This is a genomic window from Escherichia sp. E4385 (assembly GCF_963883145.1).
Classification (GTDB): domain Bacteria; phylum Pseudomonadota; class Gammaproteobacteria; order Enterobacterales; family Enterobacteriaceae; genus Escherichia.
The window spans coordinates 1-14,519 of record NZ_CAWOOJ010000012.1 but is presented as its reverse complement, the minus strand read 5'-3'; the positions used below and the strand labels follow the sequence as shown (position 1 = coordinate 14,519).

Below are 14,519 nucleotides of genomic sequence, written 5' to 3'. Positions count from 1 at the left end.
GAAATCCCGTTATTTTTATCAATTTTCTATTGTTATCTGATCGCAAAAATGCCACCACGAATGATCAGATAATTCTGATAATGATAGACGCTATTTAACACTTTACCCCTTTTCTAATCATGAAAAGTATTTTGCTTTCTGTATTTAGTTTTGACAGGATTTTATTAATCATTTCAGGGTAATGGGGTGAGGAGATGTTGCGTAAGATGACCAGAAGACTAGACTACAAAATAAAGCATTGATAATGGAGGCACTGTGGAAACGATTAAGGGAGCGGACATAAATGTACCGGATGCAGTATTTGCCTGGATGTTGGATGGTAAAGGCGGCGTTAAACCGCTGGAAAATACAGATGAGATAGATGAAGAGCATCCCTGCTGGCTCCACCTTAATTATGTGCACCATGACAGCGCGCAGTGGCTGGCAACGACACCATTGCTACCAAATAACGTGCGTGACGCGCTGGCAGGGGAAAGCACGCGACCCAGAGTCAGCCGTCTTGGTGAAGGGACGTTGATTACGTTGCGCTGCATTAATGGCAGTACTGATGAACGTCCCGACCAGCTGGTCGCCATGCGTGTTTATATGGACGGTCGGTTCATTGTCTCGACCCGACAACGTAAAGTACTGGCGTTAGACGATGTAGTTAGCGATCTGGAAGAGGGTACCGGCCCGACTGATTGCGGAGGCTGGCTGGTGGATGTGTGTGATGCATTAACCGATCACTCCAATGAGTTTATAGAGCAACTGCACGATAAAATTATCGACCTGGAAGATAATTTACTTGATCAACAAATTCCGCCGCGCGGTTTCCTGGCACTACTACGAAAACAACTCATTGTTATGCGTCGCTATATGGCGCCGCAGCGAGATGTTTATGCTCGCCTTGCCAGTGAGCGCTTGCCCTGGATGAATGACGATCAACGGCGCCGAATGCAGGATATTGCTGACCGTCTTGGGCGCGGTCTGGATGAGATTGACGCGTGCATTGCGAGAACTGGCGTGATGGCGGATGAAATCGCCCAAGTGATGCAGGAAAATTTAGCCCGCCGTACTTACACAATGTCATTGATGGCAATGGTCTTTTTACCCAGTACATTTTTAACCGGGTTATTTGGCGTTAACCTCGGCGGTATTCCAGGTGGAGGATGGCAATTTGGTTTTTCGCTTTTTTGTATTCTGTTAGTTGTTCTTATTGGTGGTGTTGCTTTATGGTTGCATCGTAGTAAATGGTTGTAACAAAAGCAATTTCCCCGGGTTTCTGTATACAAAAACGCCGTAAAGTTTGAGCGAGGTCAATAAACTCTCTACCCAATCAGGGCAATATCTTTCACGCAGGTGAATGCAACGTCAAGCGATGGGCGTTGCGCTCCATATTGTCTTACTTCCTTTTTTGAATTACTGCATAGCACAATTGATTCGTACGACGCCGACTTAGATAAGTCGGCTTTTTTTTGTCTGTTATCTGTCAACGTCTACCCTTTAAGAGTCTACCCAATGACCAAAGGGAAATATGATGACACTCATTTATTTGCAAATTCCTGTCCCTGAACCGATTCCTGGCGATCCCGTCCCAGTCCCCGATCCAATCCCTCGTCCACAACCTATGCCCGACCCGCCGCCCGATGAAGAACCGATTAAATTGTCGCAACGTGAGCGTAGATCTGCGAGGATACGCGCCTGCTAACTTTGCGCTGATGACCACGAGAATAGATTGTGACCGCTTTTTCTACCCTGAACGTTTTGCCTCCCGCCCAGCTCACTAACCTTAATGAGTTGGGTTACTTAACCATGACACCAGTGCAGGCCGCCGCACTTCCGGCGATCCTTGCTGGAAAAGATGTTCGCGTGCAGGCGAAAACCGGCAGCGGAAAAACCGCGGCATTTGGCCTCGGGTTGTTACAGCAAATTGATGCGTCGCTGTTTCAGACTCAGGCTTTAGTGCTGTGTCCGACTCGTGAACTGGCGGATCAAGTCGCAGGGGAGTTACGTCGGCTGGCGCGTTTCCTACCAAATACCAAGATCTTGACCTTATGCGGCGGTCAGCCGTTTGGTATTCAGCGCGATTCACTGCAACACGCGCCGCATATCATCGTGGCAACGCCGGGGCGTTTGCTGGATCACCTGCAAAAAGGCACTGTTTCGTTAGATGCGTTGAATACGTTGGTCATGGATGAAGCCGACCGTATGCTAGATATGGGGTTTAGCGACGCAATTGATGAAGTCATCGGTTTTGCGCCAGCTTCTCGCCAGACGCTTCTCTTCTCTGCCACCTGGCCGGAAGCGATCGCCGCGATAAGCGGTCGTGTGCAACGAGATCCCCTGGCGATTGAAATAGACACAACAGATGCTCTTCCGCCTATTGAACAACAATTTTATGAGACATCCAGCAAGGGCAAAATTCCGTTGTTGCAACGGTTATTAAGTTTGCATCAGCCAGCGTCTTGTGTGGTGTTTTGTAACACCAAAAAAGATTGCCAGGCTGTGTGTGACGCGCTGAATGAAGTAGGGCAAAGTGCATTGTCGTTACATGGCGATCTGGAACAGCGCGATCGCGACCAGACGTTGGTTCGTTTTGCCAACGGTAGCGCTCGTGTGCTGGTAGCGACCGATGTCGCTGCGCGTGGTCTGGATATTAAATCGCTTGAGCTGGTGGTGAACTTTGAGCTGGCGTGGGATCCTGAAGTTCATGTGCATCGTATCGGGCGTACGGCGCGTGCCGGGAATAGCGGTCTGGCAATCAGTTTCTGTGCGCCAGAAGAAGCACAGCGCGCTAATATCATTGCCGACATGTTGCAGATGAAACTTAACTGGCAAACGTTACCAGCCAGCAGGGACATTGTGCCGCTGGAGGCTGAAATGGCAACGTTGTGTATCGATGGCGGGAAAAAAGCCAAAATGCGTCCGGGTGATGTATTAGGTGCGCTGACAGGAGATATCGGGCTGGATGGCGCAGATATTGGCAAAATCACCGTGCACCCAGCGCATGTCTATGTCGCAGTGCGACAGACTGTTGCTCATAAGACATGGAAGCAGTTACAGGGCGGTAAGATTAAAGGAAAAACTTGCCGGGTACGGTTATTAAAATAACGAAATGTTGAATTGCCTGATGCAAGGCTAAACATCTTGCCGGATGCGACGCTGGCCGCGTCTTATCCGGCATGCATAAGAGTAGCCCGATAATCTTACGCATCGGGCGTTATCCTGATTATTTCACTTCAACCACATTCAGCCGCAGTTCATCCAGCTGATTTTCGTCTTCTTCAGGCTGCCAGCCCATCGGTTGTAGTGGAAGCTCTTCGCGATCAAACGCCAGATCACCGCCGTTAACCACTTCTGAACCGTGGGTAATGCCTTTGAAATCGAACAGACTGGTATCGCACAGATGAGACGGCACTACATTTTGCATCGCGCTGAACATTGTCTCGATACGTCCCGGATAACGCTTATCCCAGTCGCGGAGCATATCGGCAATCACCTGACGTTGCAGGTTAGGCTGCGAGCCGCACAGGTTGCACGGAATAATCGGGAACGCTTTCGCATCGGCAAAACGCTGAATATCTTTTTCGCGGCAGTAGGCCAGCGGACGAATCACGATATGTTTGCCATCATCGCTCATCAGTTTCGGCGGCATCCCCTTCATCTTGCCACCGTAGAACATATTTAAGAACAGCGTTTGCAGGATATCGTCGCGGTGGTGACCCAGTGCGATTTTCGTGGCACCCAGTTCTGTTGCGGTGCGATAAAGGATACCGCGACGCAGACGAGAGCAGAGCGAGCAGGTAGTTTTTCCTTCAGGGATTTTCTCTTTTACGATCCCGTAAGTATTCTCTTCAACAATCTTATACTCAATGCCCAGCTTATCGAGATACTCCGGCAGGACGTGTTCCGGGAAACCAGGCTGTTTCTGGTCGAGGTTAACGGCAACCAGCGAGAAATTGATTGGCGCGCTTTGCTGCAAATTACGCAGGATCTCCAGCATGGTATAGCTGTCTTTGCCCCCGGAGAGGCAAACCATAATGCGGTCGCCATCTTCAATCATATTGAAGTCAGCAATGGCTTCGCCCACGTTACGACGCAGACGTTTTTGCAATTTGTTGAGATTGTATATCTCTTTCTTCGTATTCTTTTGATTTTCTTGCATTATTTCTGTTCTCTGGTACTAAATGGGGCAAATTGGGGGCAAACTTTGCAACTACGATAACCGCGCATTCAACATAGCTACCTGTTCGTCGTTCATGTCATCAATCCACATACCGTAAATTTCATACACCATCTGCGCAGTTTCATGCCCCATCTGGCTGGCTATAAATGCCGGGTTCGCTCCTGCCGTCAACAGCCAGCAGGCAAAAGTATGTCGCGTATGGTACGGATTACGGCGGCGAATACCAGCACGTTTTACTGCTGCATTCCATCTCGCACCCAAACTGCTTACCGAGTAATAAGGTTTCTGTTTTCCGTTACACATCCTGGGCATGAAAACAAAATGCAGTTTTTGCTTTTCGGTTCTGCCGTACTCCCGATGATAAAAAGTGATTTCGCTTTTGCGATGATGCCCGGTCAGTTTGTATTGCTCCTTCAGTGCTTCAAGAGCTGGCTGTAGTAGTGTTACCGTCCGGATCCCCGCATTTGTTTTTGGGGGACCGAACATATCAAGTATCGTCAGGTTTCTTCTGACATTCACAATTCCCTTCTCGAAATCCACATCCTCCCACGCCAGAGCAGCCAGTTCCCCGTGACGAAGCCCGGAGTAAACGGCAAATTTCCACAAGTTCTGGCTCTGTCCTTTTTCACTTTCCATTAATGCATTGAATTCTGTTTTAGATAACGGATCAGGCTTTATTCTGTTTCGCTGTAATTTTTTTACTCCTTCAAATGGTTTGGTTGATATAAATCCCGACTGATACGCAAAACGTAACAACGAACAGAGCAGGGCTATATAGTTATCAACTGTGCGCACGGTTCTTCCTTTTTTGTTGGATCTTGGATTATCCAGGTAAAGCGTTTCTCCATGCAGCAGTTCATTCCGGTAGTTTAAGATATCGCTATAACGAATATGTGATATAGGGGTACTCTCACAAATTATTATCCTGAGTGTTTTTAATTGTGATTTCGTTTTCTTCATTGTGTTTGTTGTTAACTCTGTCTCTTTAATTTTTGTCCAGATATCACAAAGTTCCCCGAACGTTTTTATGACCCTCGTTGTCACCATTTTTGCCCCAGTGCTGGACTGGGGAAAACGTCTTAAATACTCAAATTCACCGGAGTTGATTTCATGAACTATCAACGCTCTTAAATTCCCGGCCTTTTTAATGTTACTGTTAGTAACCTCCCAGCCTTTCAATGTTTCCCGACATCGTTTTCCTCGAAACATGAACCAGATGCGAATGTATTTACCTCGAATCTCGACACCTGTTGGTAATTTAGACATATCATGAGTCTTTGATAAACTGATTTATCTTTGGATAGTTGTACCAGATAATCCCTCGCTTACTGTCTGGCTTCCCTAAAGGAGATACTCGTTTGAAGTGGAAGCCTTCCACCCAACAGTTCTGGCGGTATGCTTCAATTTGTCTGGCCCCCAGACCAGTGCGAAGCATCAGGCCGTATTCAACCATCCACTCTTCATTAAAGATTACTTGTGCCATCGCATCACCTCTGGCAGGCGCCAATGTTAGACTGAAATTGACGCCCGATGTTGATTATTAATAATCAGCTATGAAGTTTTAATTTGAATACAATGCAATTCACGAGGACTGAAGTTGCTCGCAATTAAAATTTATCAGTTTTACTTTCTGCTCTCTGGAAACGCCTGCTTCTTTTTTACCTGAGAGCATTTTTTTGCATTCTGATTTGGTTAATTTTGTTTTTGAGTACCTTGTCCAGTTAGTAGGAGTGCCACCTTCCTTTTCAATAGTGGCGGTAATTTTATACATGAACACCTCCATTATTATTTCCAGTGGTTCGTTTATTCCATCGTTCGAGTGCTTCTTTTTCACTTCCACCATAGCCGGTTCGGGATTCGCATCCGTTACACTTCGCGCGGTAATATCCTGAAATGGCTTTCACCGTTACTGATGGACAACCACAAAAAGGGCATGGTTTGACTTTTTCATACCGCATTGTCTTTTCTCTCATAAAATAAAATTTTGTGATGGCGGTGAGGCTACACCGCCAAAGTCAATATCAGGAGCCGATATATTCTGGTTTCATATCTGTCAGTGTCGTTTTATACGCCTCATATAATTCACCCAGATGTGGCCGGGCAGCATTCAGCGTATTTTCCAGAGCAGTAAATTTTTGTTCTGCTTCTGGATCACCTGAAGAAGGTAGGTCATTTATCATCTTCTCGATACGGGCAATAGCATTGAGACGGTGATGACGCTGAACCACTTTTCCTTTAAGTTCCGTATAGAGAGCGCCAAGTGTATTTTTATGATCTTCCACTTCCTGGCGAAGTGCTGTTGTTTCCCCGGTGCTTTGTGCCTGCTCAATACGTTCACGGAAAGCATCGATCCAGTTTTCCCCGGCATCCTGCTCAATAATTGTTGTTTCACGTTCCGCGCGGCAAGCGGAAGTGTTTTTATGTTCCTGAACCGGATTAATGATTTTTTCCTGTGGCTCGTCCAGTTCGTCCCTGGTGTACACTCCAAGAATCACTTCGGGGCAATAAAGGCGCGCCCAGCGTTTCAGCGCCAGATAGGCAAGCTGCTGGCGAGGATCGTCGGCCCATAGCGTTGAGTTACGTGTTCTGGCCTGCGCCAGAAGTAATTCCAGTACGCGTGGTTTACTTTCGCCGCGTAGTGTTGCCTGGACACGAACACCGATCCCGTTTTCATCGGCCAGCTTCCAGCCAGGTACACGATATTCTTTCCCTTTGTCGCTCTTCCTGATTTCAAATTTCCCGATAATTTTTTCCCACGGCCCGAACCAGTCATATTCAATACGCCCGGTTAGCGGCCCACGAGTACTGATTACGGCATTAACCAGTTGCGCTTCATATCCGAGCACACCATTCACAACGAAAGTTTTCTGAGCTACTGCGTAAGGGTTCATTTGCCACTGCATCGCCTGCATGGTGATGGCCATGCAGTCTGATGGATTTCCCCGGAGGTGTTCCGGTACAGTAGCCATGCCGGAAGCCATTACCTGGGAAAATGTCTGAATTGCAGCCAGGGACTGAGGGCTGAAAACCGCAACATTAGAGTTAATATTTTCTTGTTGAGTTAATTCGTTCATTGTGTCCTTCCTCAGATGCTCAGTGCTTCAAGACGACGAAGATCAAAGTCGTTTAATTCGTCGGTATAACTTTCGGTAATCGGTGCTGGCCAGTTGTTTGTCTCCAGGGCTTCGTTTATCTGGCGTAGCGTCCGGCGATATTCCTGTCGACCAAGTTCCAGGAGTTCCTGCGAGGCTTCCACGACTGCCACCCAGTGATAGCCAGCATCTTTGTTGACGAAGATCCAGAAAAATTTGTCCAGGTTTGCCACATCGCAATACATTGCGGCGCTGAGGTGATAATCACGCTCAATAATTTCACGGTGCAGGCGATCTTTAAGTCGTTCCTGTCGCACATAACCGAGGCTGACTGACTTCACGTCAGCGCAAATGCTTTCGTATGGCAGCCGGATTTCGATATCAGGACGGACCCTGATTTCCAGCCCGGTTTCTTCATCAAACCCGAAATAGCTGATTTCAGATTTGCGATCCGGGTGGTTAAGTAGCCTTGCTGCATCGGTATTGTTTTGCAGTGCCGCGTGAATATTTTTTGCCTGTTCATACATATCCGGACTGATAAACGTTTTCCCGGCATTTTCTTCTTGCTGGCGTTTTTGCCAGTCCTCCAGTGTCACCAGTTCCGGGCGAATTTTCCGTGCGATTTCGGTTAATTGCTCTTTTGTGCCACTGATGTTGTAAGGCAAAGATTTAGCACGTTCTTTTTTTGCCAGTTCTGGGTCTACAGTTTCAATTTGATCCAGAAGCTGCTCCCGTGCTCCACTGGTTTTCAACAGAGGAGGGAGGCTTGCGTTGTATTCTTTAATACAGGCTTTCATTGCTGATGCTGTGTGTTTTTCCCCCTCAGGAATACGCCGAAATTCCACCGGAAGCGAACCGTAAAGGATGCCTGTTTCTTCGGCCCCGGCACTTACAGACAGTGGCTGTATAAGAGTGCTGTTGTAGCTTTCGATCCACTCTTTCATCTGCTCTGGTGTCATCAGTGCTGGCAGACTGGCATTGTGTTTTTTAATGATGGCGATCAGTTCGCTAGAAGTAGTAACCACATATTCAGGAACCGGTACCGGAATGGCATATTCATCAGCGAATTTATCCGTTTCCAGAACATAGCTGTGAATGATCCGCCCACGCAGCAGTACATCACTTTCCTCGTTCGGAATAGTTCCGGCAATGTGCCGTCCGTGGTAATACATCAGGCTGATACGGGCATCCTTCAGCATCGTGCTGCTTATTCCGTTGGCGGAGTGATAAACCTCGTTCGGGAGGTTTTCATAGCGGCCAGGCTCGAAATATGACGGCCACATGATTTCAGTTGCTACAGGAGCTGACGCTTCACCAGTTTCATCACTGCAATCACGATGCGGATCGCTGCCAGCATTCTCATTGTGCGGATGTTCAGCGCCTTCCATTTCCACCGGATCTTTTTCCTTAGCTTCAACCTGATTCTCTTCATCGAATGTTTCCTGGTATGTTGCGTCCCCCGTCACCGCCCCACAGTCAGGGCAGTTATCTCCGCCAGTCTGACCGCAGGCATTGCAGACTATTTCCGGTTCCTGTTGCACTACTGGCTCAGGTTGTTTCACATCCGGGCTGGTTTTTTCCGTTTCTGGCTGGTTCTGGTACACAGAATCGCGAGTCTGGATCCCCTTAACCCATTTCGGATCGTTCGGGTCGCTAATTCCGTCAACAAATTCACCACGTGATGCAGCAAGTAATTTATCGGCATCGACAGGATTTTTTGATGGAATGTTTTTCCGGGCTTCATGGAGTTCTGCCCGCAGTTCCTGATATTTCGCATCAACAGAATTTACCTGTGACTGAGCATCCAGCGGCTGCGTGTCCTGATGATGTTCAGTTGCGTCCGGTTCCATTGTTTCAGCCTCTCCCTGTTCATCTGCCGTTGTTCCAGATGGTTGCGGTTTTTCTTCATCATCCTGTTTTCCTTCTTCTGTTACTCGCTGCGGCATCGGGGCAGAGGAGCGACCGCAGGCAATATCCACGATTTCCGGATCAGGGTTGGCATGATCGGTTTCAGTCAGTACTTTGTTCAGATATTCAGTGACGTGCGCGGGGATGACCTCGATCCCAATTGGTGCTTCTTTCACGGACGCAACCACGATGGCGCGTGAATAATCCAGCCCGCCAGGCATGGTGATGAATTTGTCGCGGAAAACAGAAAAGGGCGGTTTATTTTCAGCGATAATTTCCTCAATGCGTTTAGCGTGTGCCGGATGAAGGTTATAGATGTCCACGTCCATTGAACGGGCCAGTACACCAGTGGCTACATCGCGCGCCAGTGATGCATCATCGTGGACAAAACCTTCGCCACGGTCGGTAAGAATACCGCCACCGGCATTTGCGCCCGACGGGGTGCGATTGATTTCAGATACGCAATTTCCCTTCGCCAACTCTTTTGTCAGTAATCCCTGCTCCAGATAATCAGTTTTCATCCAGGTGGAAATGAATTTGTCGAATTCAGCAGGGCTGATGCGACGGGTTTCTGTGCGGGTAAACACTCTGGATACCGACTCCGCCAACCTGCCAAGATGATGGTTTGCCAGCTTATCCAGTTCAGGATGAGAACGTACTGCTGTAAGCAGGCTCTGGAGGTAGCTATCCTCCGTATCCATCTCCATCCGGATGACGTTATTACGCTGTTCCGGCGTGGCGTGATTGCTGTATTTTCCATCTTCCATCCGACCGAAAAAGAAGAGATGAAGGAAACGATGAGTAAGACTGAGTGTGGCTACAGGGATTTCGCAATCCTGGCAATCCCCGTGAGCGTCTGCCCGTGTGTTTTCTTCCTGGCCTCCCGCCGGTTCTTCGGTTTCCGGTGCATTCTCCTGATGGTGAACGTCGTCTGGCGCTGCTCCCGGTTTTAGTTCCCAGGTCATGGAGTCTTTGCTGAGTTGATAGCGTTCACTCCAGGTAAAATCGATCTCACCTTCAGGGGGAAGGTCATTAACGACAGGAAAATTCGTGGCAACAGGTTTAAAATAGCTGCTCAGTTTTTTACCTGACTTAACGAGCAGGTAGTCCAGAGTGGCACAGGTCGATTCAAAATCGTCGCTTGCCCACAGGACGACGTCAGGTTCACCGGATGATTTTTTCGCTTTCCGTAACAGGAAGAGTGGTTTTGTGCTCATTGTTTTTTAACCTCAACTCAGATTAAAATTCGTTTTGTTCAGTGAATGATCTTGCCGGATACACACTGTTCAAGCCTGCGCCATACGCAGGCTATTTCTTTCAGATTTCACCTTTTAATTTCATTGCAATCAGAGTTGCCAGAAATCCGGCTTTTTTTTCTGCGGGCAGATTCTTTCCGATGTGAACCAGGCACATTTTTGTGACACCTTCATCAAGTGTTTTTACGTTGCCTGATGGACCATCGATATCAACCAAAGTGAAGGGTGTTTCTTTATTTTCTGTTTTAATCACGTAGCCAATACGCTTTCCTTCCAGATTAACCTCGTGAACAATGTCATCGGTAGTTACAACAGTGGCTTCATAATTGGTAATCATGTTTTTCTCCTTAATTAAGGTTGAGCGAATCCCTGCCATTGCTGGCATAAATTCAGTTTCGAATACTCAGTTAATTAAAGTTCGTGTGCCATCTGGTCTTTTTCGGCACAGATTTCACTACAATATTTTTTCATTTCCGTCGTTGGGATAACTCCACGCATGAAATGAAGTGATCTTGTAATGCTTTTGCTTTCTTCAACTTCTTTATCGCAAAGGTGGTAAGCACATTTTATTTTCTTAGTCATCACCATGACTCCGCCTTTACAGGTAAACCATCACGACCGAGGAAGACTTTAATCATGCAGTCAGTAATGCATGTTTTTGTGGTCAGGTTACGAATATAAAGTTTTCGCTTTTTAATATTGTTTGCCGAGGCAATATATGTCCGGCCTTCATGAAGAACATAATCACCAGGAGTCACACACTGACGTGGTATTTCATCAGTTCCGAAGTGATGTGCAATCATAATTATCTCCATTTTTACAAATGAACTTTGTTGATGCGGCGCCTGGTGCCTCCAGGTGACTGCAACCAGTTAACAATTACAGTCGGCTTTCCCACCCAAACCAATAAGGACTAACATGACTTTTAACTATGCCGCGTGCGCTTAGCCGCATTCACCGCATCACAAAATTCACTTTAAAAAGGGCGGACATCAGTCGAACTTCAAGAAAAACTGATGCCGCCAAGACTACATACAGCAGTGTTGTTATTCACAACCGGAGGCGCACTCCCACCATTTAAATTTAACAGACAAGACCGACTCTTTATGGATATCGGAAATGCGCCTTCGTGTTGTGCGCCTGTCTTTTTACCACTTCAGGCTCGGTGGTATACTGGAGTTCTCACACAACCAGTAAGGAGAATAATTGTGCTATCCAATATGAATGAAATTGATTCGTTAGTTTTTGAATATTTGCGACTTAAGCACCCCAAAGGCTGGGATTGCAGTGAAGCCGATTTTATTTCAGAAGTTCAACGCCTGAGAGCGGAGTTTACCGAGCTTCTTAACCCGCCTCAGCGTGATATCCCCCCTGGGTTTATTGGTTAATCGCTAGAGTAATCATTGATTTGATACTGGCAACGGCTGCTGCGCTTGCCGTTGCCACAGCATTTTCAACAAACTCTTTATCTTTGCCTTTTAATGTTAGTTCTTCTATTATCCGGCAAAATGTAGGTTGATATTTTTCCAGAACAAAGTAAGCAAATTCTCTGTTAACGCTGTGCCCATAAACAATAATATTTTTATCTGTTTGCTTTGTATTTGTATCATATGCAGAATGTAGACTTTTATTAGCCATAATAATTCGTTCTTCAGTGCCTGCATTTGGTTCCAGCTGCTGGAGGCGCTTTGCATCCTCCAGAAGCAGAGCGATAACGTGTTTTAATTCTGTTTCGTTCATTTTATTCACCTGAATGTATTGCCAACCAGCGACGTGCGCCAGCTTCGGTTTTAAACGTTTTGCTTTTGGTATAAGTCATGGCGGTGAACGTTCCATCCTGGTTGGGGAACACGCCGCACACCAGGGATTCGTTGTTGCCGAGGCCGATTTTTTGCATTTTGCGAATCTCACATCTTGTTGTTGCGGATAGAGGCTTCTGCTTGCCAGAGATCCCAGTCGTTCCTGCGTAGAGCCTGTACAGCTTGGTTGTAAGTGATACCGCAACAATCCATCAAATACTGAACTACTTCGTAATGCTCCATCTTATCTCTCCCCTTAACGCCGGGTGGCGGAACTGTTTGCTGAGAACACCGTGCGGTGTCTTGATGGAATGTAATTTAGTTTTCTCATGTCTACAGGTCAAGTGTTTTTGATGAGAAAACTCAATATTAAATGTGAAATAAAGCCAACACATTGAAATGTAAGGCTTTAAATTTTTATGAAGGGATGATTATTGATGCTTATTACGTTTGCGAGCTTCTAGTAGCTCGGTGAATAGGCGATTAAAATTCTCAACGCGGGCACGAAGTTCGCTGATTTGTGCTTGTTGCTCTGATTTTGGTAGTGCGCGATATAATCGCAACATCTCAAACTCATCTTCCGATAAGTCTAAGGCGTTGTTGAGTGCAACTGGGGGATCCGGTGTTTTATCCTCGTCGCCAAACAGTATCCAAGTCGGTGAGCATTGCAATACCTCGGCTAGGCGATGCAAATTTTGCCCGCGCGGGGCTGTATGGTCACTTTCCCACAATGAAATTGATGAGCCAGATACGCCAGCAGCCTTGCTTAAATCGTTTTGACTTAAGCCAACCTGTTTGCGTCTTTCTCTAATTCGTTGACCTAAAGTTTTCTCGTTCATATTTAGATATCTTAATAATCCTTGACTTGAGATTCCTTGAGTGATTAATATTGAGAAAACTCAAGCGTGGGGGAGTGATGTTTAAATCAGACGTAATTAATTTTTATGGCACGAAGGCCAAAGTGGCGAAAGCTGCTGGCGTTGATCCATCTGCTGTTTCTCAATGGGGAGAACTGGTTCCCGAAGGTCGCGCGATGCGTCTACAAAAAGCATCTGGCGGGGAGCTTCAGTACGACCCCAAAGTTTATGACGAATATCGTAAGGCAAAACGACCTGGGAAGGTGATTCATGAAAATCAGGCATGAGCACATCGAATCAGTGCTGTTAGCCCTGGCAGCCGAAAAAGGGCAGGCGTGGGTCGCTAACGCAATTACTGAAGAATATCTGCGCCAGGGGGGCGGCGAATTGCCCCTGGTACCAGGCAAGGACTGGAATAATCAGCAGAACATCTATCACCGCTGGTTGAAAGGTGAAACAAAAGCGCAAAGGGAAAAAATTCAGAAGCTGATCCCAGCAATTCTGGCAATCCTTCCGCGCGAGCTGCGTCACCGACTCTGCATCTTCGATACCCTGGAACGCCGTGCATTACTGGCGGCGCAGGAAGCGTTGAGTACGGCAATTGATGCGCATGATGATGCAGTTCAGGCCGTTTACCGGAAAGCGCATTTCAGCGGCGGTGGGTCTTCCGACGATTCTGTCATTGTTCATTAAGCAAAAGTTTCCATGCTGGTTGTGCTTATTCTAAGCCACCGGGCAGCATCATACGGGGCAATTATGGCCGCATTACCATACATGCAACTGTACATAGCTGATTACCTGGCTGACACCATGCATTTGTCAGCAGAGGAACACGGTGCGTATTTGTTGCTGATGTTCAATTACTGGCAAACAGGAAAGCCAATACCCAAAAACAGGCTGGCAAAAATTGCCCGTCTGACTAACGAGCGATGGGCTGATGTTGAACCATCCTTGCGGGAGTTTTTTTGCGATAACGGCGACGAATGGGGGCATCTTCGGATTGAGGAAGATCTGGCATCAGTCAGGGAAAAGTTAACCAAAAAATCAGCCGCAGGAAAAGCATCTGTTCAGGCCAGAAGAAGCAGAAAGGAAGCAGATGTTCGAACAAAACAAGAGGGAAATTTAACAGGTGTTCAAACAGATGTTGGAGTGGTGTTTGAACATGATGCCAACACAAAGGCAACTAATAAAGATACAGATAAAGATCTAAAAACAGATCCCCCCCTAAATCCCCCCCGGGGGAATCGAGGTGTCAAAAAGTTTGACCCTCTGGATATTGCTTTGCCGAACTGGATTTCTGTCTCGCTTTGGCGTGAGTGGGTTGAATTTCGCCAGGCATTGCGAAAACCGATTCGAACGGAGCAGGGTGCTAACGGGGCGATACGGGAACTGGAAAAATTCCTCCAGCAGGGTTTTACCCCTGAGCAGGTGATTCGACACAG

The 14,519-nt window shown here is 47.1% G+C and carries 18 protein-coding genes and 1 pseudogene; 6 read left to right on the top strand and 13 right to left on the bottom strand.

Features of this window, described 5'->3' with window-relative positions; translation table 11 throughout:
- Positions 1-255 precede the first annotated feature (255 nt).
- The 3 genes from zntB (at position 256) to dbpA (ending at position 3,090) form a co-directional block, all read left to right on the top strand.
- Complete coding sequence (zntB, locus tag AACS80_RS11595; RefSeq protein ID WP_130208765.1) at positions 256-1,239, top strand: zinc transporter ZntB; 984 nt, start codon at positions 256-258, stop codon at positions 1,237-1,239.
- A gap of 274 nt (positions 1,240-1,513) precedes the next feature.
- Positions 1,514-1,687, top strand: a complete 174-nt coding sequence (gene ynaL / locus AACS80_RS11590; protein ID WP_276319618.1) for a proline-rich small protein YnaL — start codon at positions 1,514-1,516, stop codon at positions 1,685-1,687.
- Positions 1,688-1,716: 29 nt separating this feature from the next.
- Positions 1,717-3,090, top strand: coding sequence for an ATP-dependent RNA helicase DbpA (gene dbpA, locus AACS80_RS11585; RefSeq protein ID WP_135409896.1), 1,374 nt, complete (start codon positions 1,717-1,719; stop codon positions 3,088-3,090).
- Between the two features lie 118 nt (positions 3,091-3,208).
- Here the strand turns inward: dbpA and ttcA are convergent, their stop codons facing one another.
- The 13 genes and pseudogenes from ttcA to AACS80_RS11520 all read right to left on the bottom strand — a co-directional run bounded on the left by ttcA (position 3,209) and on the right by AACS80_RS11520 (position 13,059).
- Positions 3,209-4,144, bottom strand: a complete 936-nt coding sequence (gene ttcA, locus AACS80_RS11580) for a tRNA 2-thiocytidine(32) synthetase TtcA (protein WP_138183804.1) — start codon at positions 4,142-4,144, stop codon at positions 3,209-3,211.
- Between the two features lie 51 nt (positions 4,145-4,195).
- Positions 4,196-5,431 (bottom strand): tyrosine-type recombinase/integrase, encoded by a 1,236-nt coding sequence (locus tag AACS80_RS11575; RefSeq protein WP_001516465.1) that lies wholly within the window; start codon positions 5,429-5,431, stop codon positions 4,196-4,198.
- Position 5,432: 1 nt separating this feature from the next.
- Positions 5,433-5,648 carry an excisionase XisR gene (gene xisR, locus AACS80_RS11570; RefSeq protein WP_000079604.1) on the bottom strand — a complete coding sequence of 72 codons (216 nt, stop codon included), beginning with the start codon at positions 5,646-5,648 and terminating at the stop codon, positions 5,433-5,435.
- A 99-nt stretch (positions 5,649-5,747) separates the two neighbouring features.
- A complete protein-coding gene (locus AACS80_RS11565; RefSeq protein WP_138183803.1) occupies positions 5,748-5,936 on the bottom strand; it encodes a DUF1187 family protein in 189 nt (62 codons plus the stop codon).
- Positions 5,929-6,123, bottom strand: coding sequence for a type I toxin-antitoxin system endodeoxyribonuclease toxin RalR (gene ralR, locus AACS80_RS11560; RefSeq protein ID WP_021500490.1), 195 nt, complete (start codon positions 6,121-6,123; stop codon positions 5,929-5,931). Before ralR ends, AACS80_RS11565 begins: the two co-directional genes overlap by 8 nt.
- A 63-nt stretch (positions 6,124-6,186) precedes the next feature.
- Positions 6,187-7,239: a RecT family recombinase gene (locus AACS80_RS11555; RefSeq protein ID WP_001004422.1), complete on the bottom strand. Its 1,053-nt coding sequence runs from the start codon at positions 7,237-7,239 to the stop codon at positions 6,187-6,189.
- An 11-nt stretch (positions 7,240-7,250) separates the two neighbouring features.
- A complete protein-coding gene (gene recE / locus AACS80_RS11550) occupies positions 7,251-10,382 on the bottom strand; it encodes an exodeoxyribonuclease VIII (protein WP_138183802.1) in 3,132 nt (1,043 codons plus the stop codon).
- Positions 10,383-10,482: 100 nt separating this feature from the next.
- Positions 10,483-10,758 carry a hypothetical protein gene (locus AACS80_RS11545; protein ID WP_138183801.1) on the bottom strand — a complete coding sequence of 92 codons (276 nt, stop codon included), beginning with the start codon at positions 10,756-10,758 and terminating at the stop codon, positions 10,483-10,485.
- A 74-nt stretch (positions 10,759-10,832) separates the two neighbouring features.
- Entirely contained in the window at positions 10,833-11,003 is a 171-nt protein-coding gene (locus AACS80_RS11540) for a YdaE family protein (RefSeq protein WP_138183800.1), read from the bottom strand.
- The gene (gene kilR, locus AACS80_RS11535) at positions 11,003-11,224 is read right to left on the bottom strand and encodes a killing protein KilR (RefSeq protein ID WP_000560220.1); all 222 of its coding nucleotides are present in this window, start codon (positions 11,222-11,224) and stop codon (positions 11,003-11,005) included. Before kilR ends, AACS80_RS11540 begins: the two co-directional genes overlap by 1 nt.
- A gap of 817 nt (positions 11,225-12,041) precedes the next feature.
- Positions 12,042-12,161 (bottom strand): annotated as a pseudogene (locus AACS80_RS23970) (hypothetical protein); the annotation flags it as partial.
- 1 nt (position 12,162) lies between these two features.
- A complete protein-coding gene (locus AACS80_RS11525; protein ID WP_135410072.1) occupies positions 12,163-12,318 on the bottom strand; it encodes a DUF1391 family protein in 156 nt (51 codons plus the stop codon).
- A gap of 333 nt (positions 12,319-12,651) precedes the next feature.
- Entirely contained in the window at positions 12,652-13,059 is a 408-nt protein-coding gene (locus AACS80_RS11520) for a helix-turn-helix domain-containing protein (protein WP_001003377.1), read from the bottom strand.
- A 77-nt stretch (positions 13,060-13,136) separates the two neighbouring features.
- Here AACS80_RS11520 and AACS80_RS11515 point away from each other — a divergent pair, with 77 nt between their 5' ends.
- From AACS80_RS11515 to AACS80_RS11505, 3 genes are all read left to right on the top strand, one after another.
- Positions 13,137-13,364 carry a Cro/CI family transcriptional regulator gene (locus AACS80_RS11515; protein WP_000476989.1) on the top strand — a complete coding sequence of 76 codons (228 nt, stop codon included), beginning with the start codon at positions 13,137-13,139 and terminating at the stop codon, positions 13,362-13,364.
- Positions 13,348-13,770, top strand: coding sequence for a toxin YdaT family protein (locus AACS80_RS11510; protein ID WP_001585636.1), 423 nt, complete (start codon positions 13,348-13,350; stop codon positions 13,768-13,770). Before AACS80_RS11515 ends, AACS80_RS11510 begins: the two co-directional genes overlap by 17 nt.
- Before the next feature lie 12 nt (positions 13,771-13,782).
- A partial coding sequence (locus AACS80_RS11505; RefSeq protein ID WP_138183799.1) for a YdaU family protein occupies positions 13,783-14,519 on the top strand: 737 nt, incomplete at its 3' end.